17 protein-coding genes are annotated in these 18,315 nt (G+C 47.1%); 7 read left to right on the top strand and 10 right to left on the bottom strand.

The annotated features are described in order from the left end of the window. The first annotated feature begins 165 nt into the window (after nt 1–165). The 5 genes from DXA74_RS02080 to DXA74_RS02065 all read left to right on the top strand — a co-directional run bounded on the left by DXA74_RS02080 (nt 166) and on the right by DXA74_RS02065 (nt 5,593). Nucleotides 166–1,656 carry a DUF3843 family protein gene (locus tag DXA74_RS02080; RefSeq protein ID WP_118525171.1) on the top strand — a complete coding sequence of 497 codons (1,491 nt, stop codon included), beginning with the start codon at nt 166–168 and terminating at the stop codon, nt 1,654–1,656. 21 nt (nt 1,657–1,677) lie between these two features. Beyond that, complete coding sequence (locus tag DXA74_RS02075) at nt 1,678–2,208, top strand: nitroreductase family protein (RefSeq protein WP_118525170.1); 531 nt, start codon at nt 1,678–1,680, stop codon at nt 2,206–2,208. A gap of 184 nt (nt 2,209–2,392) precedes the next feature. Further along, the gene (locus DXA74_RS16525; RefSeq protein WP_233550418.1) at nt 2,393–3,220 is read left to right on the top strand and encodes a DUF262 domain-containing protein; all 828 of its coding nucleotides are present in this window, start codon (nt 2,393–2,395) and stop codon (nt 3,218–3,220) included. Beyond that, complete coding sequence (locus DXA74_RS16520; RefSeq protein WP_233550417.1) at nt 3,214–3,711, top strand: hypothetical protein; 498 nt, start codon at nt 3,214–3,216, stop codon at nt 3,709–3,711. The genes DXA74_RS16525 and DXA74_RS16520 overlap by 7 nt, the downstream gene beginning before the upstream one ends. Nucleotide 3,712: 1 nt before the next feature. Further along, nucleotides 3,713–5,593 carry a DUF262 domain-containing protein gene (locus DXA74_RS02065; protein ID WP_118525169.1) on the top strand — a complete coding sequence of 627 codons (1,881 nt, stop codon included), beginning with the start codon at nt 3,713–3,715 and terminating at the stop codon, nt 5,591–5,593. 16 nt (nt 5,594–5,609) lie between these two features. Here the strand turns inward: DXA74_RS02065 and DXA74_RS02060 are convergent, their stop codons facing one another. From DXA74_RS02060 to DXA74_RS02015, 10 genes are all read right to left on the bottom strand, one after another. After that, nucleotides 5,610–6,710, bottom strand: coding sequence for a tetratricopeptide repeat protein (locus DXA74_RS02060; RefSeq protein ID WP_233550416.1), 1,101 nt, complete (start codon nt 6,708–6,710; stop codon nt 5,610–5,612). A 13-nt stretch (nt 6,711–6,723) separates the two neighbouring features. Then, the gene (locus tag DXA74_RS02055) at nt 6,724–7,533 is read right to left on the bottom strand and encodes an adenosylcobinamide-GDP ribazoletransferase (protein ID WP_370448480.1); all 810 of its coding nucleotides are present in this window, start codon (nt 7,531–7,533) and stop codon (nt 6,724–6,726) included. Continuing rightward, nucleotides 7,533–8,579 carry a nicotinate-nucleotide--dimethylbenzimidazole phosphoribosyltransferase gene (cobT, locus tag DXA74_RS02050; RefSeq protein WP_199666058.1) on the bottom strand — a complete coding sequence of 349 codons (1,047 nt, stop codon included), beginning with the start codon at nt 8,577–8,579 and terminating at the stop codon, nt 7,533–7,535. Before cobT ends, DXA74_RS02055 begins: the two co-directional genes overlap by 1 nt. 2 nt (nt 8,580–8,581) lie before the next feature. Then, nucleotides 8,582–9,148 (bottom strand): bifunctional adenosylcobinamide kinase/adenosylcobinamide-phosphate guanylyltransferase, encoded by a 567-nt coding sequence (gene cobU, locus DXA74_RS02045; protein WP_118525167.1) that lies wholly within the window; start codon nt 9,146–9,148, stop codon nt 8,582–8,584. Nucleotides 9,149–9,505: 357 nt separating this feature from the next. Beyond that, complete coding sequence (locus DXA74_RS02040; protein WP_118525166.1) at nt 9,506–10,279, bottom strand: prephenate dehydrogenase/arogenate dehydrogenase family protein; 774 nt, start codon at nt 10,277–10,279, stop codon at nt 9,506–9,508. A gap of 26 nt (nt 10,280–10,305) precedes the next feature. Further along, on the bottom strand, nt 10,306–11,373 hold the full coding sequence (locus DXA74_RS02035; protein WP_118525165.1) for a bifunctional 3-deoxy-7-phosphoheptulonate synthase/chorismate mutase type II: 1,068 nt from the start codon (nt 11,371–11,373) through the stop codon (nt 10,306–10,308). A 26-nt stretch (nt 11,374–11,399) separates the two neighbouring features. Next, a complete protein-coding gene (locus DXA74_RS02030; protein WP_118525164.1) occupies nt 11,400–12,587 on the bottom strand; it encodes a pyridoxal phosphate-dependent aminotransferase in 1,188 nt (395 codons plus the stop codon). Further along, the gene (locus DXA74_RS02025; RefSeq protein WP_118525163.1) at nt 12,568–13,410 is read right to left on the bottom strand and encodes a prephenate dehydratase; all 843 of its coding nucleotides are present in this window, start codon (nt 13,408–13,410) and stop codon (nt 12,568–12,570) included. Before DXA74_RS02025 ends, DXA74_RS02030 begins: the two co-directional genes overlap by 20 nt. 304 nt (nt 13,411–13,714) lie before the next feature. Further along, a complete protein-coding gene (locus tag DXA74_RS02020; RefSeq protein ID WP_118525162.1) occupies nt 13,715–15,712 on the bottom strand; it encodes an alpha-N-acetylglucosaminidase TIM-barrel domain-containing protein in 1,998 nt (665 codons plus the stop codon). Nucleotides 15,713–15,751: 39 nt separating this feature from the next. Continuing rightward, nucleotides 15,752–16,363, bottom strand: a complete 612-nt coding sequence (locus tag DXA74_RS02015; RefSeq protein WP_118525161.1) for a lipopolysaccharide assembly protein LapB — start codon at nt 16,361–16,363, stop codon at nt 15,752–15,754. A 210-nt stretch (nt 16,364–16,573) separates the two neighbouring features. Here DXA74_RS02015 and DXA74_RS02010 point away from each other — a divergent pair, with 210 nt between their 5' ends. Together DXA74_RS02010 and DXA74_RS02005 are read left to right on the top strand one after the other, a co-directional pair. Beyond that, on the top strand, nt 16,574–17,044 hold the full coding sequence (locus tag DXA74_RS02010; protein ID WP_118525160.1) for a LexA family transcriptional regulator: 471 nt from the start codon (nt 16,574–16,576) through the stop codon (nt 17,042–17,044). Then, a complete protein-coding gene (locus tag DXA74_RS02005; protein WP_118525159.1) occupies nt 17,022–18,293 on the top strand; it encodes a Y-family DNA polymerase in 1,272 nt (423 codons plus the stop codon). Before DXA74_RS02010 ends, DXA74_RS02005 begins: the two co-directional genes overlap by 23 nt. Nucleotides 18,294–18,315 lie beyond the last annotated feature (22 nt).

The following is an 18,315-nucleotide window of genomic DNA, read 5'->3' as shown; positions in this document are numbered from 1 at the left end:
ATAAATTTTGTGTTCTATGCAAAGTTAGGAAAAAGCCGCATATCTGTTCTATCCCGAGGGAAGGATTTTGATTATTTTTTTCAGCGGGTAGATATAGGTTCTGTTTCTTTTTGTATCTTTGAAAATGAAAATAATATATTTAGATATTTTGGAAAGAACAGAAAGATGAGAAAAGATTTGATCAATATGGAATACTGGCGCGAAGCGCATCTGCTTCCGCTGCTTTGTCCAACCGATGCCTTTTATGTAAAGTATGCCCGAAAGATAAGAGATAAAATCCGGAAGGCTGATTTTGAGCGCAAGCTTTCTCCCGACGACATGACCGAGATTGCCCTCACTCTGACTTATTATCTGGAAGATGTGGTGAGCGGTTTGGGAGTATGGCGTTCGTTTGTTCTGGAGCATCAGCGTATGTATGGCCGTTTTCTGCCGTTCTACGAAACCCGTGAAGACAACTACTATATTGATGAAGTCAACGAAGCCGATGTATGCTTTCTGATTTGGATGACTTTCCAAAAGAGAAACAACGGAATGATTGTCAATCCCGAGAACTCTTACATGCAGAAACTGGCCCACGAGCTTTTTCTGACCTTTGATGAAGATTTCGAGCAGCTGCCCATAAATTCCGAATTGCTTGAGGCCATGCAGAAGCCGGTACTGTATAAGGATTTCTATAATCTGAAAACCCTGATGGTTCAGGTCTGCTGCATGTCTTATCTGTTTTATTATTTCACGGCCCAGCATCGCAGCCGGGTGCTGAATTTTGTAAAACATATCGTTGGCGAGGGGCAGCCTCTGTCTGTCATCGAATATATGGTGGAATCTTTTCTGGGTGTCTATGAAAAGACCGGTCCTCTGTCCTTGAAGCCTCAGGTATGGATCAGCCGTATGTTGGAGCAGTGGGGCATGAAGGAAGAGGAAGAGGCCGTTTCGAAAATGGAAGCCAAGGAGTTGCAGCCTTATCTGATTGTGGAGTGTGACGAGCAGAAACTTCTTTTGGAAGACTGGCAGCAACAGCGTTTTGAACTGGAACTGGCAGACATGCTTCAGGTAGATCCGAAGATGGTATCCCGTCAGAAGGTGATGCTTGGATCGATTGTTCAGTACAAGGGCAAGTGGTATCCGAATGGCGGTGTGAGCTGGCTTCCGGGAGATGCTAAATTTACAAAATTCAAGGAGCAGAAACTCAGAATCCGGACACAGAATGAACAGATCACCCAAAAAGTGATGGAACTGAACGGTCAGAGTCCGTTCCTGTTCTTCGAAGACTATAATACGATGAAGCTCTGGATGGATGAACATCTGAAAGAAGAAACTCAGGCCAGCTCTATCCTGAACGACGGAGAGAAGCACGACGAGGAGAAGAATATTGTGGTATTTGTTTCTCCCGAGACCGGTCTTTTGGTGTTGCCGGGAGGAGCCTGCTGCATCAAGCATAAGGATAATCCTTATTATCTGCCGGCCGAGGCGGGAGCCTATGCGGTAAGGGTTTTGTTCGACCCTCATTTCTCATCTCCCGAGATGGTACGTTGCCTGGTTCAGGAGAATCTGTTGCCCGACGCTGCCTTGTATTCCGAAATCAGCGAAGAGCGTGGCAAGCAGCTTTTGCAGGATAATCTGGATTTCCTGTTGCGCACAATCAGATCCGATTTCTAACTTTATATAAAGCAAAATACTATGGATTTTTTAGATTTAGTAAAAAGAAGACAAAGCGACCGGCGCTTTGAGCCTACTCCGGTGAGTAAGGAGCTGGTTGTAGGCTGTCTGGAGGCCGCACGGATGGCTCCTTCGGCTTGCAATTCACAGCCGTGGAAGTTTGTGGTCATTGACGAGCCCGAACTGAAAGGCAAGGTGGCACGGGCTGCCGCCAGTATGGGAATGAATAAGTTTGCCGATGAGGCTCCGGTCATTGTGGCTGTTGTTATGGAAAAAATGAACTTTACGGCCCGTATAGGAAGCGTTATCAAGGACAAGGAGTATTCTTTGCTGGATGTAGGCATCGCTACCGAGCATTTTTGCCTGCAAGCTGCCTCTATGGGATTGGGAACCTGCATTCTGGGTTGGTTCAACGAAAAGGAAGTGAATAAATTGCTGCACGTGGGCAATCGGCGTATCCCCTTGTTGATTCTCTTGGGCTATCCTGCCGGAGAAATACGTCCGAAAGCCCGAAAGAGACTGGATGAAATGAGCTCATGGAACAAATACTAAAAAGAAATTCCCAAACGACAGTCTGGTAGAAGTCTGATTGTTTGGGGATTTTCTTTTGGCTATGTGGTTACAATAATTTAGACAGAGTATTGTGATTTAGATTAAACTATTCTTTCGTACAAAGGAATGGGTTGATAAATTTGATGTATTGATAGGGGAATTTCTGATTTTAATTTTTACTACTATGAGTTTGAAAAATAACGTTCCACAGATATGGTCTATTGATAGGTTATTAGCTGCGAACTTAATAATACCAGATTATCAGCGTCCGTATAAATGGACAGACAAAAATATAACTGATCTTATTCTTGATATACAAAAGAGTATAGAAGAAAGCAGAAGATATGTAAATTTTAAATATCGTATTGGCACAATTATACTTCACAAGAATGAAAATGATGAATATGAAGTTGTGGATGGACAACAACGTATTCTATCGTTGCTCTTATTGACTCTGTATTTGCAATCAGGTTTTACCTGTACATTGTTGAATACAAAATTTTCAAGCAAAGTTACCCAAAGGAATATTCATGATAATTATCAAACAATAAGCGAATGGTTTTCTTCTGTTGATGAAGAGGTAAAGAGACTTTTTGAATATGCTTTGAAGAATATTTTGGAAGTGGTTGTTATTACTGTAAACAAAATCAGCGAAGCGTTTCAATTGTTTGATTCTCAAAATACACGTGGTCGTGCTTTATATCCACATGATTTACTTAAAGCTTACCATCTGAGAGAAATTCATGATAAATATGAGATGCAGCATGCGGTAGTAAAATGGGAATCAAAGAATCCAAAAGCTATTCGAGAATTGTTTGATCTTTATTTGTTTCCATTGTGGAATTGGGCAAAATGTCGGAAAAGTGGTAATTTTACTACAGCAGATATAGATATTTATAAGGGTATTGAAGAGAAAACTGGGTACACATACGCTCATCGGGCAAACAAAGCTATGCCTTATTTTTTACTTACAGAGCCTTTCATCTCGGGAGGTGATTTTTTGAAATGGTAGATCATTATATGCAAATGTTGCATAATATTAAAGAGGAAATTATAACAAATCCGAATTTTAGTAGTATAAGGCAGATATTGACCGATGGTAAGGATTTTAATTCTGTGGTAGAATTTGATAAAGCTTGTAAGTCATCATCCACAGGACTTAATTATGCTCGTAATTTGTTTTTTTGCGCTTTATTATGCTATTATGATCGTTTCCATAATTTTGATGTAATGGCAGTAAAAAAGTTGTTTACTTGGGCAATGATGATTAGAATAGACATGGTTCATTTAGGTTTTGATACGATAAACCGATATGCTATTGGTTTAGGGGACAATGGCAAATACAGCAATGCTAAACCTGTAATATCCATGATAGCCTATGCTCGTAGGCATACTGAAATTTCAGGTATGAGGCTTAATTTAAGAGCAGATAATCATGCTGCAAATGATAATTGGGAATATTTATATAATGAACTTTGTATATTAAACGGATACAATATTTAATATGGTAGAAGAGTTAAAAATTTTAGGCGAGCAAGTCATCTTTAATACGGATGCTCATTACGTTATTCCGCGCTACCAACGTGCTTATGCTTGGGAAGATAAGGAAATTGAGCAGTTGATAGATGATATTAATGATATTAATGCATCAGAGAATTATTATATCGGATCACTTGTTGTTTCCAAAGTAAAAGGTAAGTTTGAAACTTATGAAGTTGTCGATGGGCAACAACGTCTTACTACTTTATTTCTTCTGTTGCAGTATTTAGTTTATGTGGGAGCTTTGAAAGAAGAAGTTGGGCAGACTCTTTCTTTTGACTGTCGTTCAAATTCAAACTATACACTTTCTCATATCCAGAAAATATTGGCAGGTCAGATTGAAGATGAAAATTCTATCGAATTGTCTATTTTGAATGGTATTAAGGTAATCCGTCAAAAGTTCGAAAAAGATACTACACTGAATATTGATAATTTTGTTTCCTGTTTAGGACATGTTATTCTCTATAGAATAGAAGTACCTGAACATACAGACCTGAATCGTTATTTTGAAATCATGAATACCCGTGGAGAGCAATTGGAACAGCATGATATACTGAAAGCTCAACTTATGGGGTGTCTTAACGATAGGGGTGAACAAGAGTTCTTTTCAAAAATATGGAATGCCTGTAGTGATATGACCGGTTATGTCCAGATGCATTTCTCACCTTTTTATCGAGAGAAAATTTTTGGAAATGAGTGGAATGATTGGCCTGCCGACGAATGGGCAGACTATCAGCAATGTTTCTGTGTGACAGAAGAATCAGACAAAGGTGCTACTATTGCGGAAATTGTAAGTAGTAAATTTAAGATAGATGACATTGATGGCATGCTTGACAATAACATACACGTTCGTTTTGACAGCATCATAGATTTTCCTTATTTTTTGCTTCATACTCTCAGAGTGTTTGTAGAATTAAATGAAGTTTCTTTGGAAAAGCCTTTGGGTGATCTGCTGGATGATAAAAAACTGATTTCAGATTTTAAGAACGTAGTCGATCAGGGAAAAATAAACGGAAATTCTATCGATAAGGAGGTTTTTGCTCAAATGTTTATTATTCATTTACTCCAAACTCGATATCTTTTCGATAGATTCATTATTAAGCGTGAGTATACTGGCGAAGATAATGAGGGCGAATGGAGTCTGAAAGAATTGTTTACTTCAGGTCAAGGTTCCAAAAAGAAAGCATATTATTCTAATACAAAATTAAATTATAGTAATGAGTGGGAGAGAACATATGCTCCTCGAAATAAAGAATGCCTAATGATTCAATCCGCGCTCCGTGTGTCATATACTTCACCTAAAGTCATGCACTGGATAACGGAACTCATTTTGTGGCTGTTTAATAATGATGATAATCAAAATCCTAAACTGATAGATGTAGCAGTATCTATAGCAGCACAAGCAACACTAGAGAATTTCTTGAATGGAGGCAATTATAAACTAGGTGTTCAAACCCCTCATATCGTATTTAACTTCTTGGATTATTTGTTATGGAAAAGTGATAAGAACAAGTATGGCGATTTTGATTTTGAATTCCGTAATTCTGTAGAGCATTGGTATCCGCAAAATCCATCAGATGGTTCATTTGATTCTTGGGATAATAAGGATACGTTTGGAAACTTGTGCATTATTTCCAGAAGTGTAAATTCAAAGTTTTCCAATCTTTCACCTAAGTCAAAGATGCAATCTTATGAGAAGATGATCAAGAAAGGAAGCTTAAAACTTCGTATTATGGGTGATATTATCCGAAATAACTCTAATGAGAGTTGGATCATGAATCAATGTGAAGAGCATGAGGACGAGATGATAAACTTGTTGAAAGATGCATGTGCTATGCAGGATTAATATACAAGTTTTGTTTTTATCTTTCTCTTCGGTTCAGCCTTTTCAGCGCCAGATGATGTTTCTGCGCAGCTGCTTTTTCATACCATTCCATAGCCTTTTCCAAGTCCGGACTTCCGGTCCAGCCTTCTTCGTAAGCCTGACCGATGCGATAGGCTGCATAAGGATCGATGGAAAGGTGGTAGGCATCGAAGGCCATAGGGAGCGAGGCGGGCAGGTGGGGCGCCCCCTTGCGATAGAGATCGCCCAAATTACTCGGGGCATAGAGACGGTCGCCCTGCCGGATGGCTTCGCGAAACCAATACGCGGCTGTGGGGCCGTCGGCTTCTACACCGATACCCTCCTGATAGAGAGTGCCCAGATCATTCAGTACCACTCCGTCGATAGACTTTCCGTTTTGGTATTCTTTTCCGATTTGCAGCAACAGAGCAACATCCTCCTGGGCATAACTTTCCCAGGTTTCGCTACCGTCAGTCTGCCAGGATTTTACCCGCCCGATGGAGCGATGCTGCGGCACGTCAGCTTCCAGTTCCTGTTCATTGAGAGCCTGATCCTGACGGATTTCCTCTTCCGTGGCTTGAGGGAGCCGGCTGCGTTGTAACAGATATTGCACATAACCATAGATGCGCGGGGTGGAAGAGTAGAGGGTTACGCCTACCGATTGCAGGAGAGGCAGCGTCACGCACTCATATTCCTGGCAGGGCATGGTGAGGTAATAGCGTGGGGCAACTGAAAGAACCGATTTCAGCAGGGCAATTTCTTCGCCGATGCTTTCTTCCATCCAATCTTCATTGTAGCGTTCATATACAGTTTGAGAGTCCCCGTTTTCCGAGGAAAGCATCAGTCGGCCGCCGTTTACGAAATGATGAAGTGTGTCGGCCAGATAGGGAAACAGTCTGTAGTCACTGTATGAAGCCAACGCATCCATGCACAGCTCCAGCGCTCCCTGCCGGTTGTCGATCAGGCAGAACAGGGTTACGGAATCTTTTTGCGTGAAATAATAATAGGTGGCCTGATTGAAATCGGAAGTGAAGACCAGTTGCAGTTCCATACCCAAAGCCTGATGAAAGGCCTCAAAGGAAAAAGGAGCGTTATTGTTGATTGTCAGTGAATGATGCATGTGGCGTGAAAAGTTAAAGGACTGTGGAATGAATAAATGCTAAAAGAGTTAGATGAAACGACAGCTCGGTGAGCAGAAAAACCGCACCGCAACAGTCGCCCGTATATCCCTGAATCCGCTGGCGAAGGTATCGGATCAGGAGCCCTACACAGAGCAGAGGTGTCAGCCAGGGCCATATTGTCAGTAACTGCTGCGGACAGAAAGTGCTCCACAGGTAGACCGGAAAGAGCTGAACCAGAGGCCGTAACAGATAGGACAGGATGCCCCGGCCGTGCGGACGGACATAGGTCGTTCCGATTTTTGCCTCTTCCGAACGCCGTGCGTATGGCAGTCGGCAGATGATGAAGGAACTGCATGCTTTGGCATACAAATCGCCCGCAAACAGATAAAACGGCAGATATTGGGGCGGCAGATGCAGCCAGGTGGTATAGAGAAGGGCCAGATAGAGGAGAAGTCCCAGCACTCCGAAGGTACCGATGTGCGAATCCTTCATAATGGCAAGAATGCGCTCCCGGCTGTGTCCGCCGCCAAACCCGTCCATGAAGTCGGCCAGTCCGTCTTCATGAAGCGCTCCGGTGAGCAGCAGTCGTGCGGCAAGGGCTATCAGCAGGGCTATGGCGGTGGGAAAAATCCGGGCACTTAACCAGTAGGAGGCAGCCAGAGTGCCGCCCGTGAGCCATCCGCTCAGCGTCCAGTATTCTACGACATGGCGAAAAGCCTCCTGAGGCACGTCTTTCCGGATCTTCCAAAACGGCAGTCGGGTGAAGAACATCAGGGCGGCCCATATCCGGTCGGAAACGGTAGATTGCGGCTGTGTCATCATTAAAAATATTTGGTGATGTGTGATTCGTCAAATGTATTCATTTCATTCATCATGCGTACTGCCGACTCGATAATCGGATAGGCACAAAGGGCGCCGGTTCCTTCGCCAAGCCGGAAACCCAGCTGCAGCAGTCCGTGGGCATGCAGGTCGGCCAGCAGCAGACGATGACCGCGCTCTTCTCCTTCGTGACCGAAAAGGGCATATTCCCGTGTGGCCGGATAAAGGCGGCAGGCTGCCAGCATACAGGCCGACATGATAAAGCCGTCCACCAGAATGATCATACCCAGTTCTGCTGCACGAAGCATGGCTCCTACTGTGGCAACCATTTCAAAACCTCCGAAATATCGGATGATTTCTTCCGGGGTAGGAGCGGGATATTTTTGCCGGAAACGGTCTACGGCAGCACTTAATACCTTATATTTATGAGACACTCCTTCCGGATTCAGGCCGGAGCCGCATCCGATACACTCCTCCAGCGGATGCTCTCCCAACAGATGCAGCCAGATGGCTGAGGGAGAAGTGTTTCCGATACCCATCTCGCCAAAGCAGATGATGTTGCAGCCGTTTTTCCGGCAGCGGTCCGTCATTTCTGTGCCCGTTTGCAAGGCGCGTTCCATTTCTTCTTCACTCATGGCCGCTTCGTGCAGGAAGTTGCGTGTGCCCCGTGCTATTTTCCGGTCGATGATTTTTGGAAAATCGCTCAGGTCGTAATCTACGCCCACGTCCACCAGATGCAGTTCAAAACCATGCTGACGGCAGAACATATTGACTCCTCCGCCTCCTCGGGTAAAGTTAATCATCTGCTGCCAGGTGATTTCCCGCGGAGAGGCACTCACGCCTTCGCGTTCAATACCGTGGTCGGCTGCAAACAGCACGTGGCAAGGGTGTTGCAGTGTGGGGTGACAAGTCTGTTGGATCAGACAGATTTGCAGGGCGATTTCTTCCAGTCGCCCCAAAGCGCCTAACGGTTTGTTCAGGTTGTCAATCTGTTGCTGTATCCGTTCTTTCAAACGGGAATCCGGTGGAATAATAGAATAGGTGTTCATGTTCATTTTATTTTAACGGGGATGCCGCTGACCATCAGGATCACTTCGTCGGCCTTTTGGGCCACATATTGGTTCAGCCAGCCCAATAGGTCGGTAAACCGGCGCTGTATCGGGTTCGGGGAGATGCCTCCGCTGCCGATTTCGTTGGTGACGAACAGAAAGGTGGCGTCCTGTTGAGTCAGGCGGTCGAACTCTTCCTTCAGTTCCTGTAAAACCTGTTTTACGGTTTCCTGTCCCTGTCTGGCTTTCTGGGCATCTTCCACTTCTTCATCTATTTCATCAGTCGAAGCCCGAAAGAAAAAATTGGTGGCCCATAGGGTCAGACAGTCCACCAGCACCGTATGACCGGCAAGATGGTGGCGCGACAGTTCCATCGGTTCTTCTATGTTTATCCAGTGTGCGCCCCGTCGCTGCTGGTGCATCCGGACCCGCAGACGGAACTCCTCGTCCCAGATACGTGCGGTGGCCAGATACACCGGATTCGGGTCGTATTGCTGGGCCATCTGTTCGGCGTAGGAGCTTTTTCCGGAGCGTTCGCCTCCGGTAATCAGAATGATTCTTTTGGCCATGTTGGATTATATTGCTAGGATGATTTTTCCTTTAATATATTGCTGATTGCAATTTCTGTTTTGAAGTCACATTAGTTCCTGAGCCAGTCACATTAGTTTTGAGCCGGTAACATAATGTTTTTGTATCAGACGAAAAAATAACTTCATACAAAAATAACCAAAAACTAAATGAAGGCAAAAAATCATTCTGATAAAAAGAAAAAATCATTTTGATGATTTTGCAAAATGATGCTGATGATTTTTTTCCGTCTTTCCCGTTATGTGCAGTCTTAGGGAAGGTAAGGCCATAAAAACAGGGCTGCATCCCCGGATAAAAGGATGCAGCCCTTGGAGTGGACAATCATAAAGAAATATTCTTTATTTGATGTTTTCCCGAATCTTGGTGAGGTAGTTCTTCATGGCCTCTTCGTCGTGCGAAGTGATGATGTCAATCAGCTCCTTGAGTTCCTCACGGATCTGCTCCACCTGATCTTTGGTGCGCGGATTATACAGGATTTCGCGCAGCAGACAGTCGTCTTCGCCCAAAACGCCGCGGGCAATCTGCAGGTGGCGCTTGAAGGTGGTACCCGGAGCATCCTGATGCTTCATGACTGCCGCAAACACAAAAGTCGAAACAAAAGGGATACTCAGGGAGTAGGCCATGGTTTCATCGTGCCCTTCGAAGGAATACTCACAGATGTTCAGTCCCAGACGGTTATATAAGTCGCGGAAGAAAATTCGTCCCATATAATCACCTTCGTTGATGATGATGGCATTTTCCTGACTCAGAGCGCCCAGATTGGCAAATGTGGGGCCGAACATGGGGTGGGTGCTGACATAGCGCATACCGGTTTCTTCATAGAATTTCTTGAATCCGGTCTTCACGGAAGAGATGTCGCTGATGATGCAGTCCTTGGACAGGTGTGGAATCACCTGACGGAACACGTCGAGCGTGTATTTCAACGTTACGGCATTGATGACCAGTTCCGGATCGAAGGCATCGATCTCATCGAGCGAGGTGAAACGCTGGGTGTTATACATGAAGCGCAATCGTTTCGGGTCTACTTCATATACCGCTGTTTCATGCTCAAAACTCAATAAATCTACAAAAAACGAGCCCATCTTACCGGCACCTAAAACCAAAATTCTCATCGTATGATCAAGTTATTTGTGTTGTTTTACTGTTTGTTCATAAATTCCATCTGCTGACGTACACTCTCTTCGTGGATATGCTCGTAGATGCTCTTGATGAAGTCGGCATCCATGCCGCAGAGTACACCTTGAGCGGCACGCTTGTCCAGAATCTCGCTGTAGCGGGCAGTCTGCACTACCGCCATGCTGTGTTCTTTCTTGTAGGCGGCAATCTCGCGGCTGATGCGCATACGCTTGGTGAGCAGCTCCATCAGACGGTTGTCCAGTTCGTCAATCTGCTGGCGCAGGATGTTCAGGCTTTCGGTGCTTTCCTTGGTGTTACGCACCACCAGACGGTCCAGAATGAAATTCAGCACGTCGGGCATTACCTGCTGGTTGGCATCGCTCCAGGCGCAGTCCGGGTTGCAGTGGCTCTCTACGATGAGGCCCTCGAATCCCATATCCATAGCCTGCTGTGACAACGGAGCAATCAGATCGCGGCGACCGCCGATATGGCTCGGATCGCAGATAATCGGCAGGTTCGGGCAGCGACGGTGCAACTCAATAGGAATGTGCCACATCGGGGCGTTGCGGTACAGCTTCTGGTCGATGCTGGAGAAGCCTCGGTGGATGGCGGCCAGACGGGTGATTCCTGCTCCGTTGATACGCTCCAAAGCACCGATCCACAATTCAATGTCCGGATTGACCGGGTTCTTCACGAACACAGGAATGTCCACGCCTTTCAGAGAATCTGCCAGCTCCTGCACGGCAAACGGGTTGGCTGAGGTGCGTGCGCCTACCCACAGCATATCCAGTCCGGCATTCAGGGCAGCTTCCACGTGCTTGGGAGTGGCCACCTCGGTACCGATCAGCATACCGGTTTCCTGTTTTACGCGCTGCAACCAAGGCAGAGCCTCTTCGCCCATACCTTCGAAGCCTCCCGGTTTGGTACGCGGTTTCCATACACCCGCGCGGAATATCTTGATACCTTTATTGGCCAATGCTTTGGCAGTTTCCATGACTTGCTCTTCGGTTTCGGCACTGCAAGGTCCGGCTATCACTAAGGGTCTGTTGTCAGAGCCCGGTAAATTCAATGGTTTTAAGTTCAGTTCCATACTATTTTATATTTATGTTGTTGTGATTATTTGAATACTTTTTTGATACGCTCCAGTGCTTCGGCAATCTTGTCTTCCTTGGCACAGAGAGAAATGCGGATGTAGCGCTTTCCGTTTGATCCGAAGATGAATCCCGGAGTGATGAAGACACGCGCTTCGTGAAGCACCTTCTCGGTGAGTTCTTCCACGTCCTGATAACTGTCCGGAATGCGTCCCCAGAGGAACATGCCCACCTGGTTCGGATCGAAAGAGCAGTTCAGCGTGCGCATGATCTCTTCGGCCAGTGCCCGGCGACGGGCATATACCTGCACGTTGGCTTCGTCGTGCCATTCGGCATCATTCTCCAAAGCCTTGGCGGCTGCCAGCTGCAACGGACGGAAAGTTCCGGAGTCGATATTGCTCTTTACCTTCAGAATCCAGCGGATGAACTCGGCGTTGGTGGAGAGCATACCCACGCGCCAGCCTGGCATGTTGTGGCTCTTGCTCATGGAGTTGAACTCGATGCAGCAGCTCTTGGCGCCCGGTATCTGGAGGATACTCCGGTGTTCGCGGTTCAGAATGAAGCTGTAGGGGTTGTCGTTCACCACGATGATGTTGTGGCGCTGGGCAAAGTCCACCAGTTTCTGATAGGTTTCCATCTGGGCGTTGGCGCCGGTCGGCATGTTGGGATAGTTGGTCCACATCAGTTTCACACGGCTCAGATCCATGCGCTCCAGAGCGTCGAAATCCGGTTGCCATCCGTTCTCGGGAGTCAGATCGTAGTTGACAATCTCCGCACCCAGAATGCGGCTCAGAGAAGTATAGGTGGGATAACCCGGATTGGGAACCAGCACCTGATCGCCCGGATTGACAAAAGCCAGTGTGACATGCAGGATGCCTTCCTTGGAGCCGATGAGCGGCTGGATTTCGGTTTGCGGGTCCAGTTCCACATCATACCATTTCTTATAGAAATTGGCCATGGCGCGGCGCAGTTCCGGAATACCCACTGTGGGCTGATATCCGTGTACGTCATCCCGGCGGGCCTGCTCGCACAGGGTTTCGATGGTCTGCGGTGAGGGCGGCATATCAGGGCTGCCTATCGCCAGGCTGATGATGTTCATGCCCTCGGCATTCATGCGGGCTACTTCTTTTCCCTTTCTAGAGAAATAATATTCGTTGACAGAGGCCAGACGGTCGGCCGGTTTTATATTTGTGTTATAGACATTCTTTTCCATCGATATATTCTCCTAATATTTTAAGTTCTTGGGTTAATGGGGTTATGGCATCAATGCTTTGTGAATAGCGGGTATAGTCGGTAAAGGCCAGATCCACGTAGAACATATACTGCCATTCCTTGCCGATAATGGGCAGAGACTGTATTTTGGTAAGGTTCAGTTTGTAGAAAGAGAAAATGGACAAAACCTGTGAGAGGGAACCTTCCTCATGGGCCAGGGTAAAGACGATGCTGGCTTTGTTGGTTTTGCGGATGTCGCGGAGCAGATTGGCCCGCTGCGGATTGCAGAATACAAGGAAACGAGTAAAATTGTGTTTGTTGGTTTCGATGCCTTCCTCCAGAATCTTCATGCCGTAGAGAGGAGCGGCGAATTTGGAACAGATGGCGGCGTGACCGCGTTTGTGCTGTTGGCTGATGGCAGCAGCGGCACCGGCGGTGTCTTCCACCTCGACCACCTTGATGTTGGGATGGTGGTTCAGGAAATCGCGGCACTGCATCAGGGCTACCGGATGCGAGTTCACTTCCTGAATGTCTTCCCAGTTGTCTTCGGGCAGACACATGATGCTGTGTGAGATGCGCTGCTTGTGTTCACCCACGATGGTGGCACCGCTTTCGCGCAGCAGTTCGTAATTGTGCAGCAGGCTGCCCGCAATGGTGTTCTCGATGGCTGCCATGCCAATGACAGAACTGTCGTGACGCAGTTCTTCGAAAACCTGTTCGAAGGTGGCACAGCATATCAGTTCAATGTCTTCTCCTTCGAAGAATTTGTGTGCTGCAATGTCGTGATAAGATCCTTTGATACCTTGTATCGCTATTCGTTTCATATCTCCTGTTTTCTGTTTTAAAAAAAAATCCCGCTTGCACGCAAGCGGGATTCATGTGTTTATATTCTGTTGTTCTCTTATTGGCTTATACATACGAACTCCCGCTTCACTTTATTGCTAAAGTAAAAGTAAAAGAAGAAATAAAAATATGTATTAAATAACTCTTTCATTTAGTCGTTCGTTTTTGTTTAACGCAAAAGTATATAAAAAATCATACACCGCCAATAAAATGAACTTTTTTTTTGCGAATTTTTTAGTTTCCTGTCAGTTGTTACATTATTATATAGAAACGATGTCTTTTTAGTTATAAATTGAGGCAACTGCTGATAATTTGATATAATGTCTGAGGCGTTTCGCTGGTCTGCTTACGGCGCTCGGACTGCTGATACCAGGCATCGTCCATACCCTGATATTGCGGGGGGGCAATCTGTCTGCCTTGCAGTTTCCGGCTCATCCAATTGAAGAACAGTTCCCAGCGCGGGGTGCAATATGCAGATAGGATTCCGTTCAGGGCAGGCACTTTTCCACTGACTTGTTCTTGTTTCCGGAGCAGGGATTTGTACCACAGGATATCTCCCGTTTCCTTGCCTTTTTGGTTTTGGTCGGCGTGTGCCATCCAGTGTTCCCAGCATAGATCGGGAACGAAAGCGCGGAGCGAGTCGGCCCGGTGAATCAGATTCAGGAATTCCTGCTGGTGCGTCGCCATCTGCTCGGCATTCCGTGTCTGGAAATCGTTCTCTATCTGCCGGTAAAGCTGCTGGCTTTTCTTCTCCAGAAGCAGGGCGGTGATGCGCACCAGATCCCGGTGATAGTTAGCGTTTTCGGCACAGTGTTCTTTGAGGGTCAGCAAATCGGTCAGGGATTCTGAAATTTGCTTACAGTATCCAGCTTCTGTCAAAGAGTCTTCGGCAGATGCTTCCAGCAGATTCATGGCCGGTTTTTGGCACAGGAAACTTTGAGCCGGGTCATATCCTCTTTCCACTTCTGACAGGCGGATCCAAGCGCTTACGGCTGTGGAATCGCTGTATGCATAGCGTAACTTCAGGTATTGTTCGGTTTCTTCGCGAATGGAAATGAGTTCCGGTTGCCATCTTCTGTTGCTTATCAGAAAATAAGACAACGGGGCGTTCTGGCTGCACGAGGTCTGCGTTCCGACACCCTGAATCTGTGAAGCGGTTTCCGGATTGTTGCTGGCCTGTTCCGGCTGGCTCAAGGCTTCACGCAGGGTGAGGGCTGTTTCCGGAGCATCAGACGTTTCGTTCCAGACCCATACCCAGGAAATTTCTTTGGTGGCTCCCAGAGTTTTCCAGAGCGCATGGCTTTCCGGATACAGCAAAAGAGCTTTCGGGCGGTCCAGTCCTTGTGTGCTGATTCCCTTTTGCACATAGCTGTCGGCCGGTATGATCCAGTTGGCTTCAGGATTGCTTTTCTGCAGGCATTTCTGGATGTCCGACGGAAAATCCTGTCCGCTGGTGCTTCCCCAATAAAACGGTGCGGTGCCGTAGACCTTTTCATAACTGCCATACCATTTTTTTGCCAACTGGGCAAACAGCGGATCATCGGCACTGATTGTGGTTTCTTTCCGGCTGATATTCTCTGCCGTATAGGCCGACACGGTGATGATGTTGGGCTTGCCTTCGGTCATGCTCTGGGGAACCGTACCCGTAAAGGCCCGATAAACAGGCGAGATGCCCAGATTCTGCATGCGTCTGATAATCTTCTTTTGCAGGTTTTCCTGCCCCTTGAGCCATCCCTCGGGCACTTGATCCGTACCGAACAGATACTGGCATATCGCTTTCTCATCGAGGCTACAGTCGGAGAGAAACTCCTTCCACACGCTTTCCGTACCGGTCCAGACGGGGCATACATTGATGCCGCTGAGGGCCATGCGGTCTATCTCTTTCTCCCAGTCCTGCCAGTTCCAGAACAGGCGTTGCCCGGCATCATAACCGGTATAGCCAATCTGCATATAGGTTTCCTTGTAAGTGCGCTCTTGAGGCTTGGGCAGCACATCCGGCAGGGGTAGAATACTGTCGCAGTTGGCATAAGACACACCGCAGTAGTTCTTGAGATACCAGTCCAGTCCGCTTGCCATACTGATGTAGGAGTTTCCCTTGATGCGGATACGTTCCTTGTAGGTGGAAACCTCAAAATAATTCCGTTTGTTTTTTCCGGGTTCCAGAACAAACTGAAAATGTTTCTCTTTTCCCGGGGCAATACGTTTCACCAAAAGGTCTAGCGGACCGGCCAGGCACATTCCCGGAGCGGTGGTCCATAATATCAGCGACAATATTTTTTTCATGAGTGTTTGTTTTATGTTTGTTATTTCGATAAGCAAGTTTTATTGGTTGCTCAGTGTGCCGTTCAGATTATCCAGCAGACCCGGGTCTTGTTCCAATGCCTTCTTCAGGTCGTCCATGGCCCCTTGTGAATCATGGAGCAGCATGCGGATTCGTCCTCTTTCCTTGTAGGCTTCGGGGAATGTCGGTATCTGGTCCATACCTTTCTGCAGGATATCCAGAGCAGACTTGTAATCTTTTTGTGAAGCGTGTAACTGACTGATGAGCAGATATTCCGCCTTACTGTTCGGATTCTCCTCATTGCGCTTCCGCAACACCTCAAATGCCTGGGAGGTTTCCTGATTCTGGATATAAAGATTGATGCGGGTGATCAGGTCGTCCAGAGTCATTTCCTGCAGGGAATCCAGGTCCTGGGCCGCTTCCTGCGTCAGTCCCAGACCTAAAAAGATCGAGGCTCTTTTGCGAAGCAGGGCATCGGCTGTGGGATGCTGTTTCAGCAGCTGGGTCAACAAGGCTATGGCCGCCATAAAATCCTGTTGCTGGCAGTAGCGGTCTGCCATTTCCAGATCCTTTTGAATCAGTTCTTCACTGTAGTCCAGAGACATTCCGTTTTCCGGAGCACTCATCTTGTCGGTTTTATTATCTTTTTCCATATATTATATTTAAATGAAATTATCGGAACATATCCGGTTTCCGATATCGGTAAATACTTCCACAAATTTACGAAAGATTACGTAAAAACAAGCGGAAAACGGCGATTTAATATCCTGTGGCCTACGCTAAAAGGTGTTATCGGGTTTTGCCGTGTGACGGAATCGCTTTATCTTTGTTGTGTAAGAAACTTTATAAATTCAGAAGCAGATATGTCTTTGAAATTATATCAGGCCGATGTGTCGACCCAGCAGCCCGTAGACTGTGCCGGAGAGCAGGTGCACGCCGGTTTTCCGAGCAGTGTGCATGGTACTTTTACCGAGTCCATTGACTTGAACAAGGAGCTGGTGCCGCATCCGGCTACAACTTTTTATGCCCGAGTGCATGGCGATTCTATGCGCGATGCCGGCATTGATCACGGCGATCTGTTGGTCATCGACAAGAGTCTGGAAGCTACGGATGGGGATATTGTCGTGGCTTTTGTGGATGGGGAGTTTACCTTGAAGCGTTTTCGCAGAGACGAACAGGGGCAGGGAGCCTGGCTTCTGCCCGAGAATGAAAACTATCCTCCCATTCATGTCGATGAATCTACCTCGTTTATGATCTGGGGCGTGGTGTGTTATAATATAAAATGCCAGTTGCGGCGGAAGGGAGGAACGCATGTTCGCACTGGTGGATTGTAATAATTTCTTTGTTTCCTGCGAGCGGGTGTTCAATCCGGCCTTGCAGGGCAGACCGGTAGTGGTGCTGAGCAATAACGACGGTTGTGTCATTGCCCGCAGTAACGAGGCCAAACAGTTGGGCATTGCTATGGGCGCCCCTTTGTTCCAAGTCAAAAACTTTCTGGAGCTGCAGCGGGTGGCTGTTTACAGCAGCAACTACACTTTGTATGGCGATATGAGCCGCAGGGTGATGACTCTGTTGTCAGACTTTTCATCGGACTTGTTGATATATTCCATCGATGAGGCTTTTCTGAATCTGGACGGGCTTGTTTCCGATGAGGAACTGGCGGGATATGCCAGCCGGATTCGGATGACCCTTTTGCGTGGTACTGGCATTCCGGTGACGGTGGGCGTTGCTCCGACCAAGACTTTGGCAAAAGTGGCCTGCCATTTCGGAAAGAAATATCCGGCTTATCATAATGTCTGTGTGATAGACACCGAAGAGAAACGGGTACGTGCCCTGCATCTCCTTCCTGTGGAGGAAGTGTGGGGAGTAGGGCGGCGCCATCGGGAAAAACTGCATCGGGCCGGAGTGCGCACGGCATGGGATCTGACGCAAAAGAGTGAAGCCTGGGTGCAGCATGTCATGACGGCGACGGGAGTGCGTACCTGGAAAGAGCTGAAAGGCTTTTCCTGTATCGAAGAAAAAAGCATGGACCACAAAAAAAGTATCTGCACCAGCCGGAGCTTTTCCGACCGGGGATTGTGCCGTTTGGAAGAACTGGAAGAGGCGGTGGCCAATTTCGCTGCTGAATGCAGCCTGAAGTTACGGCAGGCAGGCGGCCGTTGCGGAGGGCTTACCGTATTTGCCGCGACAAGCCGCTTTCAGAATGAGGGCGTGCAGCACACCATTTGTCAGAGCCGGGGACTGATGGTAGTGACGAACGACCAGCAGGAATTGATTTCTGTGGCCTTGGAACTGCTGCGTGCCGGATGGGCGGACGACCGTACCTATTATTATAAGAAAGCCGGAATGACCGTGTGGGATTTGCGTTATGACGGGGTGGTGCAGCCTGTATTGTTCGATCCCGTGGACCGCGCGCGGCAGGCTGCTTTGGCCCGTGCGGTGGAAGAAATCAAGAAAAAGAACGGAGAAGACAAGATAAAGATTGCCGTTCAGGGAGACGGTTACCGTCATTTTATGAAGTCACAACACCGTTCGCGCAACTATACCACCCGTTTGGATGATGTGATTGAAGTACATGTTTGAGCCTTGATAAAACCTTATGATG

This window comes from Bacteroides sp. OF04-15BH, assembly GCF_003477995.1.
Lineage (GTDB): Bacteria > Bacteroidota > Bacteroidia > Bacteroidales > Bacteroidaceae > Paraprevotella.
Note: the sequence above shows the minus strand (reverse complement) of the source record. Positions and strands in the feature narration are given on the sequence as shown.